General features: G+C 72.4%; 13 protein-coding genes. 10 read left to right on the top strand and 3 right to left on the bottom strand.

The genetic code is table 11. The features are described from left to right. Nucleotides 1–9 precede the first annotated feature (9 nt). Complete coding sequence (locus tag AC3IYI_RS22905; protein ID WP_489405534.1) at nt 10–1848, bottom strand: RNA polymerase sigma factor; 1839 nt, start codon at nt 1846–1848, stop codon at nt 10–12. A 207-nt stretch (nt 1849–2055) separates the two neighbouring features. Here AC3IYI_RS22905 and radA point away from each other — a divergent pair, with 207 nt between their 5' ends. After that, nucleotides 2056–3471: a DNA repair protein RadA gene (gene radA / locus AC3IYI_RS22900; RefSeq protein ID WP_489405533.1), complete on the top strand. Its 1416-nt coding sequence runs from the start codon at nt 2056–2058 to the stop codon at nt 3469–3471. Between the two features lie 182 nt (nt 3472–3653). Beyond that, complete coding sequence (gene disA, locus AC3IYI_RS22895) at nt 3654–4778, top strand: DNA integrity scanning diadenylate cyclase DisA (protein ID WP_243339766.1); 1125 nt, start codon at nt 3654–3656, stop codon at nt 4776–4778. Nucleotides 4779–4861: 83 nt separating this feature from the next. On the opposite strand, the gene AC3IYI_RS22890 is transcribed toward disA, so the two are convergent. Beyond that, nucleotides 4862–5698 carry a hypothetical protein gene (locus AC3IYI_RS22890; RefSeq protein WP_489405532.1) on the bottom strand — a complete coding sequence of 279 codons (837 nt, stop codon included), beginning with the start codon at nt 5696–5698 and terminating at the stop codon, nt 4862–4864. 159 nt (nt 5699–5857) lie between these two features. On the opposite strand from AC3IYI_RS22890, the gene AC3IYI_RS22885 reads away from it, so the two are divergent. The 8 genes from AC3IYI_RS22885 to AC3IYI_RS22850 all read left to right on the top strand — a co-directional run bounded on the left by AC3IYI_RS22885 (nt 5858) and on the right by AC3IYI_RS22850 (nt 14125). Further along, on the top strand, nt 5858–6466 hold the full coding sequence (locus tag AC3IYI_RS22885) for a phosphatase PAP2 family protein (RefSeq protein WP_489405531.1): 609 nt from the start codon (nt 5858–5860) through the stop codon (nt 6464–6466). 62 nt (nt 6467–6528) lie between these two features. Beyond that, nucleotides 6529–7875: an IS630 family transposase gene (locus AC3IYI_RS22880; RefSeq protein WP_489405530.1), complete on the top strand. Its 1347-nt coding sequence runs from the start codon at nt 6529–6531 to the stop codon at nt 7873–7875. Between the two features lie 238 nt (nt 7876–8113). Further along, a complete protein-coding gene (locus AC3IYI_RS22875; RefSeq protein ID WP_489405529.1) occupies nt 8114–9034 on the top strand; it encodes an HhH-GPD family protein in 921 nt (306 codons plus the stop codon). A gap of 189 nt (nt 9035–9223) precedes the next feature. After that, nucleotides 9224–9784, top strand: coding sequence for a SigE family RNA polymerase sigma factor (locus tag AC3IYI_RS22870; protein WP_489405528.1), 561 nt, complete (start codon nt 9224–9226; stop codon nt 9782–9784). A gap of 38 nt (nt 9785–9822) precedes the next feature. Continuing rightward, complete coding sequence (locus AC3IYI_RS22865) at nt 9823–10479, top strand: hypothetical protein (protein ID WP_489411624.1); 657 nt, start codon at nt 9823–9825, stop codon at nt 10477–10479. A 75-nt stretch (nt 10480–10554) separates the two neighbouring features. Further along, nucleotides 10555–11259, top strand: a complete 705-nt coding sequence (gene cseB / locus AC3IYI_RS22860) for a two-component system response regulator CseB (RefSeq protein ID WP_489405527.1) — start codon at nt 10555–10557, stop codon at nt 11257–11259. Between the two features lie 49 nt (nt 11260–11308). Continuing rightward, on the top strand, nt 11309–12619 hold the full coding sequence (cseC, locus tag AC3IYI_RS22855) for a two-component system sensor histidine kinase CseC (protein ID WP_489405526.1): 1311 nt from the start codon (nt 11309–11311) through the stop codon (nt 12617–12619). A gap of 225 nt (nt 12620–12844) precedes the next feature. Then, a complete protein-coding gene (locus AC3IYI_RS22850) occupies nt 12845–14125 on the top strand; it encodes a LamG domain-containing protein (RefSeq protein WP_489405525.1) in 1281 nt (426 codons plus the stop codon). On the opposite strand, the gene AC3IYI_RS22845 is transcribed toward AC3IYI_RS22850, so the two are convergent. Continuing rightward, nucleotides 14126–14761 (bottom strand): M23 family metallopeptidase, encoded by a 636-nt coding sequence (locus tag AC3IYI_RS22845; protein WP_489405524.1) that lies wholly within the window; start codon nt 14759–14761, stop codon nt 14126–14128. Nucleotides 14762–15152: the final 391 nt, after the last annotated feature.

Raw genomic sequence — 15152 nt, 5'->3', positions numbered from 1 at the left:
GTACCGGGGCTACAGGGCCGGCGCCGGGGTCGGCCCCGGCGTGGCTCCGTCCGAAGGGCTCGGCGTCGGCGTGGGCGTCGGAGTCGGGGTGGGCGTGGGCTCCGGAGTCGGGGTCGGCGTCGGAGTCGGCCGCGGGTCGGGCGGGCTGGGTGTCGGCGTGGGGGTCGGCGTCGGAGTCGGCTCCGGGCCCGGCGGGGTGGGTGCCGGGCGGCCCCGGCCCCGGATGGAGATCACCGCGCCGCCCGGGTCCACCCCGACTCGGGCGCTCCAGGCCCCTACGGGCTGGGCTCCGGAGTCCACGGTGATCCGTAGGGTGACCGATTCTCCTGGCGCCAGCCGGCCCGAGGTCGTACTGGCGCGGAGCCACGGGGCGTCGGACCACAGCCGCCAGTCGACCGGGGCGCCGCCCGACGCGGTCAGGGTGAGCAGGGTGGTCGTTCCGTGGGTGGAGGCGGCCGCGGTGAGCCGGCCCGGGGCGCCGGGTGCGGAGCTCGGCGGCGCGCCGCTGCTGATGACCTCCACGGAGACGTCGGGGGCGGCTGCGGAGGGAGCGAAGCCGGGGCCGTTGGTGGTGACGGCGGCGTTGCCCGCGTTCTCGTACGCCGTCAGCGGGCGGCCGTCGGTACGGGCCTGCGGGAGCTCCGCCTCGCTCGCCGAGATGCGCGTGGAGCCGTTGCCCACGGGTTCCCCGGTGCTCGGGGCGCCCCGGTAGGCCGCCCACAGTGCCAGCACCGGGGCCGCGACGACGGTGGCGACGACGGTGGTGGTCACGGCGCGGGCGCGCAGCCGCTCGCGGCGGGCGGCGCGGTCCTTGGGGTCCATCGGGAAGCCGGTGCGGTCGAAGCGCGGGCCGGTCCCGGCGCCCCGACGGCCACCCGAGCGCAGCATCGCGGCGTGCACGGCGGTGCGCGGGGCCGGGACCAGCGGGAGGGCGTCGGTGTTGATGCCGCCCGAGCCGGGCCAGGGGCCGCCGGCGCCGACGCGTTCGGCGACGCGGCGGCAGCGCGGGCAGTCGTCGACGTGGCGGACGAGCTCGGCGCGCAGGGAGGAGGACAGGAGGAGGTTCCCGTCTCCCCCGCCCTCCCCGTCGTCGCCGGTGAGCCTGGACACGGTCGGGCAGTTGCCCGTCTCCACGACGGCGAGGGCGGCGCGGGTGCGCTCCACCTCGCAGGCGGCGCCGGAGAGCAGCTCGCGGGCGGCGGCCGGGGGCGTACCGAGGACGGCGGCGAGTTCGGGGACGCCGAGGCGGTGGCGGACGGCGAGTTCGAGTGCTTCCCGCTGCTCGGGGGTGGTTCCGGCGGCCTCCGGCCAGGCGAGGCGGGCGAGCTCGGTGCGGCGGTAGGCGTACACGTCAAGACCGCCGGGGCTGCCGGGGCTGCCGTGACCGGCAGAGCCCGCGGGGCCGGCGTGGCCGGCCGCCGCGGCGTTCGCGGCCGCGTTCGCGTCGGCGCTCGCCGTCGTGGGATCCGGCGCACGGCCGGCGTCCGTGTGCTCCGGTGCACGCCGGGCGGAATGCGCTCCCCCGTACCCGTAGCGCGTACGCCGTCGCTCGGCCAGCCTGCGCAGGCAGGCCCAGCGCGCGAGGGCGTACAGCCAGGCCCGCCGGTCCCCCTCGTCGGGGCAGCGGCCTGGATGCCGGTCGGCGACGGCGAGGACGTCGGCGAGCACGTCGGTGGCGGTGTCGTGGTCGCACAGGACCGAGAGGCAGTACGTGAACAGCCCGTCCAGGTAGGGCTCGTACCGGAACGGCGGCGGCTGCTCCACCCTGGTCCCCTCGGGGGGCGTGCGCCCGTGCGCCCGGTGTGCGCCGGTGCGCGGTGCGGGGTGTCCCTGGTTGCTGCTGGTCACTCGGTGACCGTAGGCGGCGCGCCGGTGGCGCTCCGGAAGCCTTCACCAGTTTTAGCCCTTACGGGTGAACAGATCGGCGTCGTGCTGACGGCGGCCCTGACGGTGCACGCCACGGCGTGCGCGTGGGACCGGCCGTGGACCGCCCGCGGGACCCTCGCGAGACCCGTCCGGCGGGGGCTGTCGGTGGCGGCGGCTACCGTGAGCCGCATGGCTGCCCGTACATCTCGTTCATCCGCCAAGGACCGGCCGTCCTACCGCTGTACCGAGTGCGGGTACTCCACCGCCAAGTGGCTCGGCCGGTGCCCCGAGTGCCAGGCCTGGGGCACCGTCGAGGAGCTCGGCGGCGCCCCCGCCGTGCGGACCACCGCGGCGGGCCGGGTCACCACGGCCGCCGTGCCGATCGGGCAGGTCGACGTGCGGACGGCGACCGCGCGCAGCACGGGCGTGAGCGAGCTGGACCGGGTGCTGGGCGGCGGGCTGGTCCCCGGCGCGGTCGTCCTGCTCGCGGGCGAGCCGGGCGTCGGCAAGTCCACGCTGCTGCTCGACGTCGCGGCGAAGGCCGCCTCCGACGAGCACCGCACGCTCTACGTCACGGGCGAGGAGTCGGCGAGCCAGGTGCGGCTGCGGGCCGACCGGATCAACGCGCTCAGCGAGCACCTCTACCTGGCCGCCGAAACCGATCTGTCCGCCGTGCTCGGGCACCTCGACGCGGTGAAGCCGTCGCTGCTGATCATGGACTCCGTACAGACGGTCGCCTCCCCCGAGATCGACGGTGCGCCCGGCGGCATGGCGCAGGTCCGGGAGGTCGCCGGGGCACTGATCCGGGCCTCCAAGGAGCGCGGGATGTCCACGCTGCTGGTCGGCCACGTCACCAAGGACGGGGCGATCGCCGGTCCCCGGCTGCTGGAGCACCTGGTCGACGTGGTCCTGAGCTTCGAGGGCGACCGGCACGCGCGGCTGCGCCTCGTACGCGGGGTGAAGAACCGGTACGGCACCACGGACGAGGTCGGCTGCTTCGAGCTCACCGACGAGGGCATCAACGGACTCGCCGACCCGAGCGGGCTGTTCCTGACCCGCCGCGCCGAGGCCGTCCCCGGCACCTGCCTGACGGTGACCCTCGAGGGCAAGCGCCCGCTGGTCGCCGAGGTGCAGGCGCTGACGGTGGACTCGCAGATCCCCTCGCCCCGCCGCACCACCTCCGGGCTGGAGACCTCTCGCGTCTCGATGATGCTGGCGGTGCTGGAGCAGCGCGGGCGGATCACGGCGCTCGGCAAGCGGGACATCTACACCGCCACCGTGGGCGGGGTGAAGCTGACCGAGCCGGCCGCCGACCTGGCCGTCGCGCTGGCCCTGGCCTCGGCCGCCAGCGACGTACCGCTCCCGAAGAACCTGGTCGCCATCGGGGAGGTCGGCCTCGCGGGCGAGGTCCGGCGCGTGACGGGCGTCCAGCGGCGGCTCGCGGAGGCGTACCGGCTGGGCTTCACGCACGCGCTGGTGCCGACCGACCCGGGGAAGGTGCCGGCGGGCATGAAGGTGACCGAGGTCGCCGACATGGGCGACGCCCTACGGGTCCTGCCGCGCGGGCGGTCGCGTACGCCGGCGAAGGAGCAGCCGACCGACTAGGACCGACTAGCGCCGGCCAGGACCCGACCAGGACGGCCCAGCCGCAGGTCAGCGGGCCCGGACGGGGTGTTCCCCGGCCCGGCCGGGCCAAGGCACGACGGGTGCCGGGGCCGCGCCGGTAGACTTCGGGATGGTCCGCCCGGCCGTATGCAGGCGGTACATCCCGCGACCGGAGGAGTGCAGTGGCAGCCAAGGACGGGGCAGCAGCATCCGGAAAGTCGGGCGCGAGCTCCAAGCAGGAGGCCATGATGCGCGCCTCGCTGAGCGCGGTCGCACCTGGTCAGCCCCTGCGCGACGGGCTCGAACGGATCGTTCGCGGCAACACCGGAGGGCTCATCGTCCTCGGCATGGACAAGTCGGTCGAGGCCATGTGCACGGGCGGTTTCGTCCTGGACGTGGAGTTCACCGCGACCCGGCTGCGCGAGCTGTGCAAGCTCGACGGCGCGCTGATCCTGGACAAGGACATCACCAAGATCCTGCGGGCGGGCGTCCAGCTGGTGCCCGACGCGTCGATCCACACGGAAGAGACGGGCACCCGGCACCGGACCGCGGACCGGGTCTCGAAGCAGTGCGGTTTCCCGGTGGTGTCGGTCTCGCAGTCGATGCGGCTGATCGCGCTGTACGTGGACGGCGAGCGGCGCGTGCTGGAGGAGTCCGGGGCGATCCTGTCGCGGGCGAACCAGGCTCTGGCCACCCTGGAGCGGTACAAGCTCCGCCTGGACGAGGTCGCCGGGACGCTGTCCGCGCTGGAGATCGAGGACCTGGTGACGGTCCGCGACGTCACGGCGGTGGCGCAGCGGCTGGAAATGGTGCGGCGCATCGCGACGGAGATCGCGGAGTACGTGGTGGAGCTCGGCACGGACGGCCGACTGCTCTCGCTCCAGCTCGACGAGCTGACGGTCGGGATCGAGCAGGAGCGGGAGCTCGTCATCCGGGACTACGTGCCGGAGCCGACGGCGAAGCGTTCCCGCACGGTGGACGAGGCGCTGCCGGCGCTGGACGCGCTGACGCATCCGGAGCTGCTGGAGCTGGCGATCGTGGCGAAGGCCCTGGGGTACACGGGCTCGCCGGAGACCCTGGACTCGGCGGTGTCCCCGCGCGGGTACCGGCTGCTGGCGAAGGTTCCGCGGCTGCCGGGCGCCATCATCGAGCGGCTCGTGGAGCACTTCGGCGGGCTGCAGAAGCTGCTCGCGGCGTCGGTGGACGACCTCCAGACGGTCGACGGCGTCGGCGAGGCGCGTGCGCGCAGCGTGCGCGAGGGCCTGTCCCGGCTGGCGGAGTCCTCGATCCTGGAGCGGTACGTCTAGCCTGCGGCCCGGCTCCGCGGGTTCAGCTGAGCACCGCTCCCGGGGCGCCGGGGGCGGAGCCCCCGGCAGCCCCGCCGCGCCGCTTACTCCGGCTTCAGGACGAACGAAGTTCGAGCCACCGGCATGTCCGGGGACTTGACCTCCACCACGTACGTGTCCGCCGCCGCCACCCCCGCCGGAGGCGACTGGCACTGGGTCGCCTCGCTGAAGTGGCGGTCCCATTCCAGGGCTTGCTTGGTCTCGCCCTGCGAGGGAACCCGGTAGAAGACGTTGCCCGCGCCCGTCGGGCAGTCCGCCGAGGACCAGACCGGCTTGGCGTTGCTCGCCTGAGTGATCGTCAGTACCGCCTGCTTCGGGCCGAGATCGACCTTGCAGGTCGTGCCCGAGACGTTGCGCGCGACGAGTTCGAGGCGCGGCTTCTCGCTCGCCTCGTACTCGTTCTTCACGCTCTTGACCTCCCACTGCAGCGCACTGGGCGCGCACGTGGGCACCGGCGAGTCCGCCGGGACGATCTGGTCCGCGCCGGAACCGCCGGAGCCGCCGGAGCCGTTCGCCCCGCCCTGGTCCGCGGTGCCGGGCTCGGCGCCCGGTTCGCCGTTCTTGCCCGTGCCGGGGCTCGCGCCGGGGTCGGAACCCGTGCCGGTGCCGGCGCTCGCGCCGGAGCCGCCGGAGCCCGACTCGCCGCGCCCGCCCGGTGCCTGACTGATCGCCGGACCGGAGCCCGAGGGTCCCGGGGTGATCTGGGTGACGGGACCGGAGCCGCCCTGGCCCTTGCCGTTGGTACTCGACTTGCCCGCACCGGAACTGACGGTCCATACGGCGAGCATCGCGAGGAGCGCGGCAACGGACGCCAGCACGGCCCTCCGTCGCCAGTAGATGGAGGAGGGGAGCGGCCCGACCGGATTGCGCAGAGATCCCACGGACGGAACCTTACGAGAGTTCCCGGCACGATCAGTGCCCCACATGCCGCGCACTCGGCTTGTTTTGCCGATGATCATCCTGCGGGGTGATCCGGGGCGCCGGAAATCGGCCCGGAGACTGATGAAGACGTTATTCCGATTTAGGTACCTTCAGTCACCATGGACAGCTCGGGCCTCTACCTCGACGTGACCGATTTCGCCCACTCGACCCCCGCCTGGGCACAATCGGCGTTCGAGTTCTGGACCGAGTACGGGCTGCTCGTCTTCGGCGCCCTCTTCATAGCCGTGTGGTGGCGATCACGTGGCGCCCGCGACCCCCGCACGGTGGCGCTCGCGGTGCTCGCCCCCTTCGTCACCGCCCTGGCCTACGTCGCCTCCGAGCTGGTGAAGTCCAGCGTCGACGAGGAGCGCCCCTGCCGGGCCGTGGCCGGGGCGGCGGCCTCGCTGATCACGTGCCCGGCCACCGGCGACTGGTCCTTCCCCAGCAACCACGCCACCATCGCGGGCGCCGCGGCCGTGGCCCTGGCCCTCGCCGTCCGCGCACTCGTACTGCTGACCCTTCCGCTGGCCCTGCTGATGGCCTTCTCCCGCGTCTTCGTCGGCGTGCACTACCCGCACGACGTGGCCATGGGCCTGCTGCTGGGCGCGAGCCTCGCCGCGCTGGCCGTCCTCGCGCTCGCCGGCCCGGCGACCAGGGTCGTCGCCGCCGTACGGACGAGCGGCGGCCGCACGGCCGTCCTGATCACCGGCCCGGACCCCGCCCGCTGACATCCGCGCCGGGCTAGTGTGATGCGCCGGAAATCTCATGGCTAAGTCTGTAGCCTGTTTGCATGTCTCCGGGTCCTCGTGCTGTTGAAGTCCGCCTGTCTGATGAAGAGCGTGCGGAGTTGTTCCGTTGGGCGGGTGGGGCTGTGGCGCCGCGGTTCGCGGAGCGTGCTCGTATCGTGCTGGCCTGTGAGGGTGGGGTGCCGAACGCGCGGGTCGCCGTGGAAGTCGGTGTGACCGCGGCGACGGTGCGGAAGTGGCGTGGGAAGTTCGCGGTGGAGGGCATCGCGGGGCTTGAGGACGGGATGCGCATCGGCCGGCCGAAGCCCGACCTCGTTCTGAGCGAGTCCGAACGGGCTCAGCTGACCCGGTGGGCCAGGCGTGCGAAGACCGCCCAGTACCTGGCACTTCGCGCGAGGATCGTGCTGCGTTGCGCGGACGGTGGGACGAACAAGCAGACCGCGGCCGAGCTCGGCATCGACACCTCGACCGTTGTCCGCTGGCGTGGTCGTTTCATCGCCGAGCGTCTGGACGGCCTGGCCGATGAGCCCAGGCCGGGCCGGCCGCCCTCGATTCTCCTCGACCAGGTCGAGGAGGTGATCGTGGCGACCTTGGAGTCCACTCCGGGCCAGGACACCCACTGGTCGAGGGCCTCGATGGCAGCCCGCACGGGCCTGTCGAAATCGACGGTCGGCCGGATCTGGAAGCGGTTCGACCTGAAGCCACACCTGCAGGATTCCTTCAAGCTGTCCACCGATCCGCAGTTCGTCGCCAAGGTCGTCGACGTCGTCGGCCTCTACCACAACCCACCCGAGCGGGCCGTGGTGTTATGCGTGGACGAGAAGTCCCAGATCCAGGCGCTGGACCGCTCGCAGCCGGTGCTGCCGATGATGCCGGGCATGCCCGAGCGCCGCACCCACGACTACCTGCGGCACGGCATCACCAGCCTGTTCGCCGCCTTCAACATCGCCGACGGCACCGTGATCAGTGAACTCCACCGCCGCCACCGGGCCATCGAGTTCAAGAAGTTCCTGGTCACGATAGACAAGACAGTGCCCCACGACCTCGACGTGCATCTGGTCTGTGACAACTACGCCACCCACAACACCCCCGAGATCCGGACGTGGCTGGCCAGACACCCCCGCTTCCACGTCCACTTCACCCCCACCGGATCGTCCTGGATCAACCAGGTCGAGCGGTGGTTCGGCCTCCTGACCGACAAGCTCATCCGCCGCGGCGTCCACACCTCCGTTCAGGCTCTCGAGAGCGACATCAAGGAGTGGATCGCCACCTGGAACGAGAATCCCCGGCCGTTCACCTGGACGAAGACCGCCGACGAGATCCTCAAATCCCTCGCCGACTACCTCACCAAAATCACCCCACCAGCAAGCAGCAACCAACCACAAACTTAAGCCTGAGATTTCCGGCGCATCACACTAGTGCTGTGACCGGAAAGGTTCACCGGGTCGCGACGCCCGGCACGGCACCTCGCCGCGTTGTCGGACCACGCCGGTACGTCCAGTACGAGGCGCGGTCCTCCGCCTTGCGATGCACCGCACCGAACGCCGCGACCCGGCAAACCTTTCCGGCCACAGCACTAGGTCGTCACGACACCCCGCGGGCCCGAAACGTGCCAGGATGCCGTCTGCCATGACTGCAACCATTCCCGCCTCCGCGCTGCACTCCCCCGTCATCGCGTGGTTCGAAGCACACGCCCGCGACCTGCCCTGGCGCCGCCCCGAGGCCGGCCCCTGGGGGGTGATGGTCAGCGAGTTCATGCTCCAGCAGACCCCCGTCAACAGGGTGCTGCCGGTCTACGAGCAGTGGCTCGCCCGCTGGCCCCGGCCCGCCGACCTCGCCGCCGACGCCCCGGGTGAGGCTGTCCGCACCTGGGGCCGCCTCGGTTACCCGCGCCGGGCGCTGCGCCTGCACGGCGCGGCCGTCGCCATAACGGAGCGGCACGGGGGCGACGTACCCCGCGAGCACGCGCAGTTGCTGGCCCTGCCCGGGATCGGCGAGTACACGGCGGCCGCCGTGGCCTCCTTCGCGTACGGACAGCGGCACGCGGTCCTCGACACCAACGTGCGCCGGGTCTTCGCGCGCACAGCGACCGGGGTCGAGTACCCGCCGAACGCCACGACCGCCGCCGAGCGCCGCCTGGCGCGGGCCCTGCTGCCCGAGGACGAGGACACCGCGGCCCGGTGGGCGGCGGCCTCCATGGAGCTCGGGGCGCTGGTGTGCACGGCCAAGAGCCCGGACTGCGGGAGCTGTCCGGTGGCGGGGCTGTGCGCGTGGCGGCTGGCCGGGAAGCCCGCTCACGAGGGACCGCCGCGGCGCGGGCAGACGTACGCCGGGACGGACCGCCAGGTGCGCGGCAGGCTCCTCGCGGTGCTGCGCGAGGCGGTCGGCGCCGTGCCGCAGTCCCTCCTCGACACCGTCTGGGAGGAGCCCGTGCAGCGGGCCCGCGCGCTCGACGGGCTGGTGTCGGACGGGCTCGTCGAGCCGCTGCCCGGACTCATGTACCGGCTCCCGGCCGCCCCCGCGAAAGCGGCCGCCGACACCTCCGCCTAGCGCCTCCTGAGGCTGACTCAGGGATTCCGCTTGTCCGGAGAAACCGCAGCTCACGGGCACTGTTACACAACCTATGGGTGTCCGTGCGCCCACCGAAGGCTGACCCGCACAGGGCCGTGACAACGCCTCCGTACCGTCGAATCCGTAAGGCAGCGGATGAGCGGTTGGTCGGAACGGAGGCGGTCTGAGATGGCGCACGGCGAGGTACTCGAATTCGAAGAGTACGTACGCACACGGCAGGAGGCGCTGCTGCGCAGTGCCCGTCGCCTGGTTCCGGACCCGACCGACGCACAGGACCTCCTGCAGACCGCGCTCGTCCGCACCTACGGCCGCTGGGACGGCATCGCCGACAAGTCCCTTGCCGACGCCTACCTGCGCCGTGTCATGATCAACACCCGCACCGAATGGTGGCGGGCCCGCAAGCTCGACGAGGTTCCCACCGAGCAGCTCCCCGACGCCTCCGTCGAGGACGGCTCGGACCAGCGCGCCGACCGCGCCCTGCTCATGGACATCCTCAAGGTGCTCGCGCCCAAGCAGCGCAGTGTGGTGGTGCTGCGACACTGGGAGCAGATGAGCACCGAGGAGACGGCCGCGGCGCTCGGCATGTCGGCGGGAACCGTGAAGAGCACTCTGCACCGCGCACTGGCCCGCCTCCGGCAGGAACTGGAGAGCCGGGATCTGGACATGCGCGCGCTGGAGCGTGGGGACCACACCATCCGGTACGAGGGGCGTGAGCGGTGCGCGGCCTGATTGGCCCAAGACTGAGCGGCAAGAGCTCGGTGGTACTGATGTCGGCGGGGACGGTCGTCCTCGTCGGCACCGTGCTGTTCGCGGTCGGCTGCTCGACGGGGGGCACGGGGCTGCGGGACGGCGGCCCGGCCCGTACCGAGTCGGTGGCCAAGACCGGAGCGCCCTCCTCGGCGCCGTCCGACCACGACCCGGACAGCGCCGCTCCCCTCACCTCCCAGCCCTCCGGCAAACCGTCACCCAAGGTCGACCCGATCGCCCTGATCAAGGCGGACCCCAAGGTCAGCGCCGAGATCAAGCGGGACCTGAAGCCCTGCTCCGGCAAGGAATACCCGGTGGACGTCAGCTACGGGAAGGTCACCGGCGGCCCGGCGGTCGACATCGTGGTCAACGTCCTGTCCTGCGCCGACGCGCTGGGCCGCGGTTCGTTCGTGTACCGGGCGGACGGGAGCTCGTACGAGAATGTGTTCTCGGACGAGCAGCCGCCCGTCTACGCCGAGATCGACCGGGGCGACCTGGTCCTCACCAAACCGGTCTACGGGAAGAGCGACGCGCTCTCCTATCCCTCGGGCGAGGACTTGATCACGTACCGCTGGAACGGGGAGCGGTTCACCGAGCAGGACCGGGTGCACACCGACTACAGCAGCGTGGTCGACGGCGGGACGGCCCCCGCCCCGGCCGTCAGCCCGAAGAACTGAGACCCACCCGGAGAACCGGCAACCCTGCAACACGAAGAACCGAGCAACGAGTACCGAGGCGAGGCGAGGCTCCCGATGGCCGAGACGCATGTGCTGTTCGTGGAGGACGACGACGTCATCCGTGAGGCCACGACCCTGGCGCTGGAACGCGACGGGTTCGTCGTCACCGCCATGCCCGACGGGCTGTCCGGCCTGGAGTCCTTCCGGGCGGACCGGCCCGACATCGCGCTGCTCGACGTGATGGTGCCGGGGATGGACGGCGTGAGCCTGTGCCGCCGCATCCGCGACGAGTCCACCGTGCCCGTCATCATGCTGTCGGCGCGCGCCGACTCCATCGACGTGGTGCTGGGCCTGGAGGCGGGCGCCGACGACTACGTCACCAAGCCCTTCGACGGCTCCGTCCTCGTCGCCCGCATCCGCGCGGTGCTGCGCCGCTTCGGCCACGCCGGCGGCCCGCAGGGCGGGGGGTCCGAGGACGACGCCTCCGGCGAGCGCGGGGTGCTGCTCTTCGGCGACCTGGAGGTCGACACGGAGGGCATGGAGGTGCGCAAGGCGGGTGCCTCGGTGGCCCTGACCCCCACCGAGATGCGGCTGCTGCTGGAGTTCTCCACCTCCCCCGGCACCGTGCTCTCGCGCGACCGGCTGCTGGAGCGGGTCTGGGACTACGACTGGGGCGGCGACACCCGCGTCGTGGACGTCCACGTCCAGCGGCTGCGCACCAAGATCGGGCAGGACCGGATCGAAACGGTCCGGGGTTTCGGATACAAGCTCAAGGCCTGATGCCTTGAGAGGAACGAGCACGGGGGACTGGCGCGGGAATGAAAGCTGAATGAAGCGGTTCACCCTGCGGACCGGGATCCGCTGGAAGATCACGCTCGCCATCGCGGCCGTGGGCGCGCTGACCGCCATCGCACTGAGCCTGGTGGTCCACAGTGCTGCCCGCGCATCGATGCTGGAGAGCGCGCGCGAGGTGCAGCTCGACCGGGTGCAGTTCATCTCCCGCAATGCCGAGGCCGGCCGCAAGCCCCCCATGGGCGCCAAGCTCAACGACCCGGACCTGCCCGGTGAGCTGCGCGAGAAGGCCCGGTCCGGGCGGCGCGGCACCTACGTCCAGGACACCCCGAACGGACCCGAGGTGTGGGCGGCCGTACCGCTCGGCAACGGGCAGGTGCTGTCGCTGCACACGCAGTTCCGGGAGAGCGCCAACATGGTGCGCGACCTGGACCGGGCCCTGGTCATCGGCGTCTTCCCCGTCGTGATCGGCGGGTCGGCGCTCGGCGTGCTGATCGGCGGCCAGATCTCGCGCCGGCTGCGCAAGGCCGCGGCCGCCGCGCAGCGGGTGGCGCACGGGGATCCCGAGGTACGGGTGCGGGACGCGGTCGGGGGCGTCGTACGCGACGAGACCGACGACTTCGCGCGGGCGGTCGACGCGATGGCGGACGCGCTCCAGGAGCGGCTGGAGGCGGAGCGGCGGGTGACCGCCGATATCGCGCACGAGCTGCGCACCCCGGTGACGGGGCTGCTCACGGCGGCGGAACTGCTGCCGCCGGGCCGGCCGACCGAGCTCGTACGGGACCGCGCGCAGGCGCTGCGGGCGCTGGTCGAGGACGTGCTGGAGGTGGCCCGGCTGGACAGTGCGTCCGAGCGGGCGGAGCTCCAGGAGGTGGCGCTGGGCGAGTTCGTGAGCCGCCGGGTCACCTCGCTGATGCCCGAGGCGAGCGTACGGATCGTGGCGGACGAGATCGTCAGCACCGATCCGCGCCGCCTGGAGCGGATCCTCGGCAACCTCCTCGCGAACGCCGCGCGGTACGGGCGGGCGCCGGTCCAGGTCGATGTCGAAGGCCGGGTCGTACGGGTCCGGGACCACGGGCCGGGCTTCCCCGAGGCCCTGCTCAAGGAGGGCCCGAGCCGGTTCCGGACCGGGTCCACGGACCGGGCCGGGGTGGGGCACGGGCTGGGGCTGACCATCGCGGAGGGGCAGGCGCGGGTGCTGGGCGCCCGGCTGACGTTCCGCAACGTGGCGGGCCCCGGCGGCTTCGTCCACGGCGGGGCGGCGGCGGGGGCGGTGGCGGTGCTGTGGCTGCCGGAGCACGCGCCGACGGCGACGGGGAGCTTCCCGACCGTCCGCCGGGCGGACTGAGCGGTTCCGGGCGGGGCGGTTCCGGGCGGGGCCGTTCCGGACTGAGCCGTTCCGGACTGGGCGGTTCTGGGCGGGGCCGTTCCGGGCGCGGCGGTTCCGGACTGAGTGATTCCGGGCTGGGGGACGGGACCAGACCGGGTTCAGCCCCCGTACCGCCCGCGATCGGTGTCGTATCGCGACCCTCGGCTGTTCGATCGTGGACGCCGATGTTTTAGCATCCGAACCATGACTGACGGTACGGATCGCCCGCACAGCCCCCAGCCCGAGCCCGCCCCGGAGAGCGGCGGCTACGGGTTCCCGCCGGGGATACCCGCGCCGGGCGGCTACGGGTTCCCGCCCGGCCGGCCCGAACAGCACGACCAGACCGCGTCGGGCGACGACCACGGCCCCGGCTCCCCGCAGGGCGGCGGATACGGCTACCCGCAGGGCGGCGGTGGCTACGGCTATCCGCAGGGCGGCGGCTACGGCTACCCGCCGAGCCCGCCCGAGGCCGGCGTCTTCGGCCCCCCGATGCCGTTCCCCGAGGAGCCCGGCCCGCACGGGCCCGGCCCGCACGGACCCTGCCCGGACCTGCCGCCCGTGGCCTTCGGTGAGCAGCCCGACTGGCAGGCGATGGCCGACCGGACGGCCGCCGAGCGGCGCAAGAAGCGGCTGTGGATGGTGGGCGGAGCGGTGACCGTCCTGCTGCTGGTCGCCGGCGGCGGAACGTTCTTCGTGCTGCGGGACGGCAAGCCGGGCACGAACGACGTGGCCGACAACACCCCCTCCACGTCAGCGTCCCCGTCCGGGTCGCCCGGCCCCGACGACTCCCCGTCGAAGAGCTACTCCCCCACCGTGTCGAGCGACGTCTCCCTGCTCAGGGACAGCGTCGGCAGCACCAGCGTCCGCATGGGCCCCGATGCCTCGGTGCCCAAGGCGAAGACGCGCTACGAGCTGACCTTCAGGGGCACTCCGAACTCGTACGCCCAGGCCACCGAGCAGGGCGTGGACCCGACCAAGAGCTTCACCCTCGCGGTCCGCGTCAAGAACAACTCCACGGCCAAGGGCCCGCACGTCGTGATGAGCCAGGGCACCGGGGATTCGTTCGCCCTGGAGCTCGGCGCCGACGAGGTGAACGGCTCGCAGGCCTGGGTGTTCCGGGTGCGGACCAACGAGAAGGGAGCCACGCCCACGATCGTCACGGTCGCCGCCGAGGGGAAGAAGACGGTCAAGAACTGGACGATGCTGACGGCCGTCCACGACGCCGAGAAGAAGATGATCTCCCTCTACGTGGAGGGCGAGAAGGCCGGCGAGGCCCCGATCCCGGGGATCGGGAAGAGCACCGGCCCCCTGAACCTCGGCCGGGCCCGCCACCAGGACGCGTGGGCCGGCGCCTTCAAGGGCGTGATGAACGACATCCGGATCTACGAATCGGCCTTCACGGCCGAGCAGGCCGCCGCCTACCGCAAGGGGGAGCTGGATCCCGCGGGCCGCGCGACCGCGACCCACGCCTGGGTGATCGGCTGATCAGATGGTGACGCCGACCGTGCGCAGGAAGGACACCGGGTTCACGGCCGAGCCGTAGTTCGGGGTGGTCCGGATCTCGAAGTGGAGGTGCGGGCCGCTCGAATTGCCGGTGTTGCCGGAGAGGGCGACCTGCTCGCCCTTGGTGACCTTCTCGCCGATCTTGACCTGGATCTTCGAGAGGTGCGCGTACTGCGAGTACGTGTTGTTCGCGTGCTTGATCACGATGGCGTTGCCGTAGGCCGGGCCGTCGCCGCCGCCGTTGGGGCCGGCCTTGACGACGGTGCCCGCCGAGACGGCGTCGACCGGGGTGCCGACCGGGACGGCGAAGTCCTGGCCGGAGTGCTTGTGCGACCACATGCTGCCGCCCTTGCCGAAGGTCGCGGAGAGCGTGTACTTCGACACCGGCTTCTCCCACAGGGGGGAGGCGGCCGGCTTCGCGGCGACGGCCGCGGCCTGGGCGGCGGCCTGGGCGGCGGCCTGCTCGGACACCAGCTCGGCCGTACCGGCCAGGGCGGTCTGGGGCACCTCGTCGGCGAAGGCGGCGGTCGTCCCGGCCCCGAGTGTCAGGGCCGCGCCGAGGGCGGTGGCGCCGATGGCGATACGGGTACGACGGATGCTGACGCGCTTCGCGGACATGAAGGAAACCTCCGGGCCGGGGACGGGGACGGTGCTGCGGGTTCTGCGGGGTTCTACAGAGGCCTGCAGAGGCCTGCAGAGGCCTGCAGAGTGCTCCGGGCAAGAAAGGACCCGGCACGCTGAGCAGGTGCCGGGCTTGCTTGCTCATCCTTGGTAACCCGGGCACCCCGGCTTCCCCAAACGTCCCCGTTACTACCCGGGCTCGTAGATGCGGAGGGGGCTGTCAGCCCTGTTGACCGCCCCATTACTGGGCCGACGGTGGGGCAAATCGGACATCGATCTCTACGAATGTTCCTAGTAGGTCCGATTTGCCCTGTGCCGCTTGTCACCGGTTCGGGACCTCTGCCGATCTCCGCCGGGACCAAAGCCCTGCGACCGGCACGCGCCCCGG

The sequence above is a fragment of the Streptomyces sp. GL_148 genome (genome assembly GCF_057834205.1).
The sequence above is the reverse complement of the archived record's forward strand: the minus strand, read 5'-3'. Positions and strand labels throughout refer to the sequence as shown.

What these genes read in the sequence shown, in the direction of transcription:
- radA (WP_489405533.1), top strand. Translation starts at nt 2,056, where the DNA reads ATGGCTGCCCGTACATCTCGTTCATCCGCCAAGGACCGGCCGTCCTAC.
- AC3IYI_RS22885 (WP_489405531.1), top strand. Translation starts at nt 5,858, where the DNA reads ATGGACAGCTCGGGCCTCTACCTCGACGTGACCGATTTCGCCCACTCG.
- AC3IYI_RS22880 (WP_489405530.1), top strand. Translation starts at nt 6,529, where the DNA reads ATGTCTCCGGGTCCTCGTGCTGTTGAAGTCCGCCTGTCTGATGAAGAG.
- AC3IYI_RS22875 (WP_489405529.1), top strand. Translation starts at nt 8,114, where the DNA reads ATGACTGCAACCATTCCCGCCTCCGCGCTGCACTCCCCCGTCATCGCG.
- AC3IYI_RS22870 (WP_489405528.1), top strand. Translation starts at nt 9,224, where the DNA reads ATGGCGCACGGCGAGGTACTCGAATTCGAAGAGTACGTACGCACACGG.
- AC3IYI_RS22865 (WP_489411624.1), top strand. Translation starts at nt 9,823, where the DNA reads ATGTCGGCGGGGACGGTCGTCCTCGTCGGCACCGTGCTGTTCGCGGTC.
- cseB (WP_489405527.1), top strand. Translation starts at nt 10,555, where the DNA reads ATGGCCGAGACGCATGTGCTGTTCGTGGAGGACGACGACGTCATCCGT.
- cseC (WP_489405526.1), top strand. Translation starts at nt 11,309, where the DNA reads ATGAAGCGGTTCACCCTGCGGACCGGGATCCGCTGGAAGATCACGCTC.
- AC3IYI_RS22850 (WP_489405525.1), top strand. Translation starts at nt 12,845, where the DNA reads ATGACTGACGGTACGGATCGCCCGCACAGCCCCCAGCCCGAGCCCGCC.
- AC3IYI_RS22845 (WP_489405524.1), bottom strand. Translation starts at nt 14,761, where the DNA reads ATGTCCGCGAAGCGCGTCAGCATCCGTCGTACCCGTATCGCCATCGGC.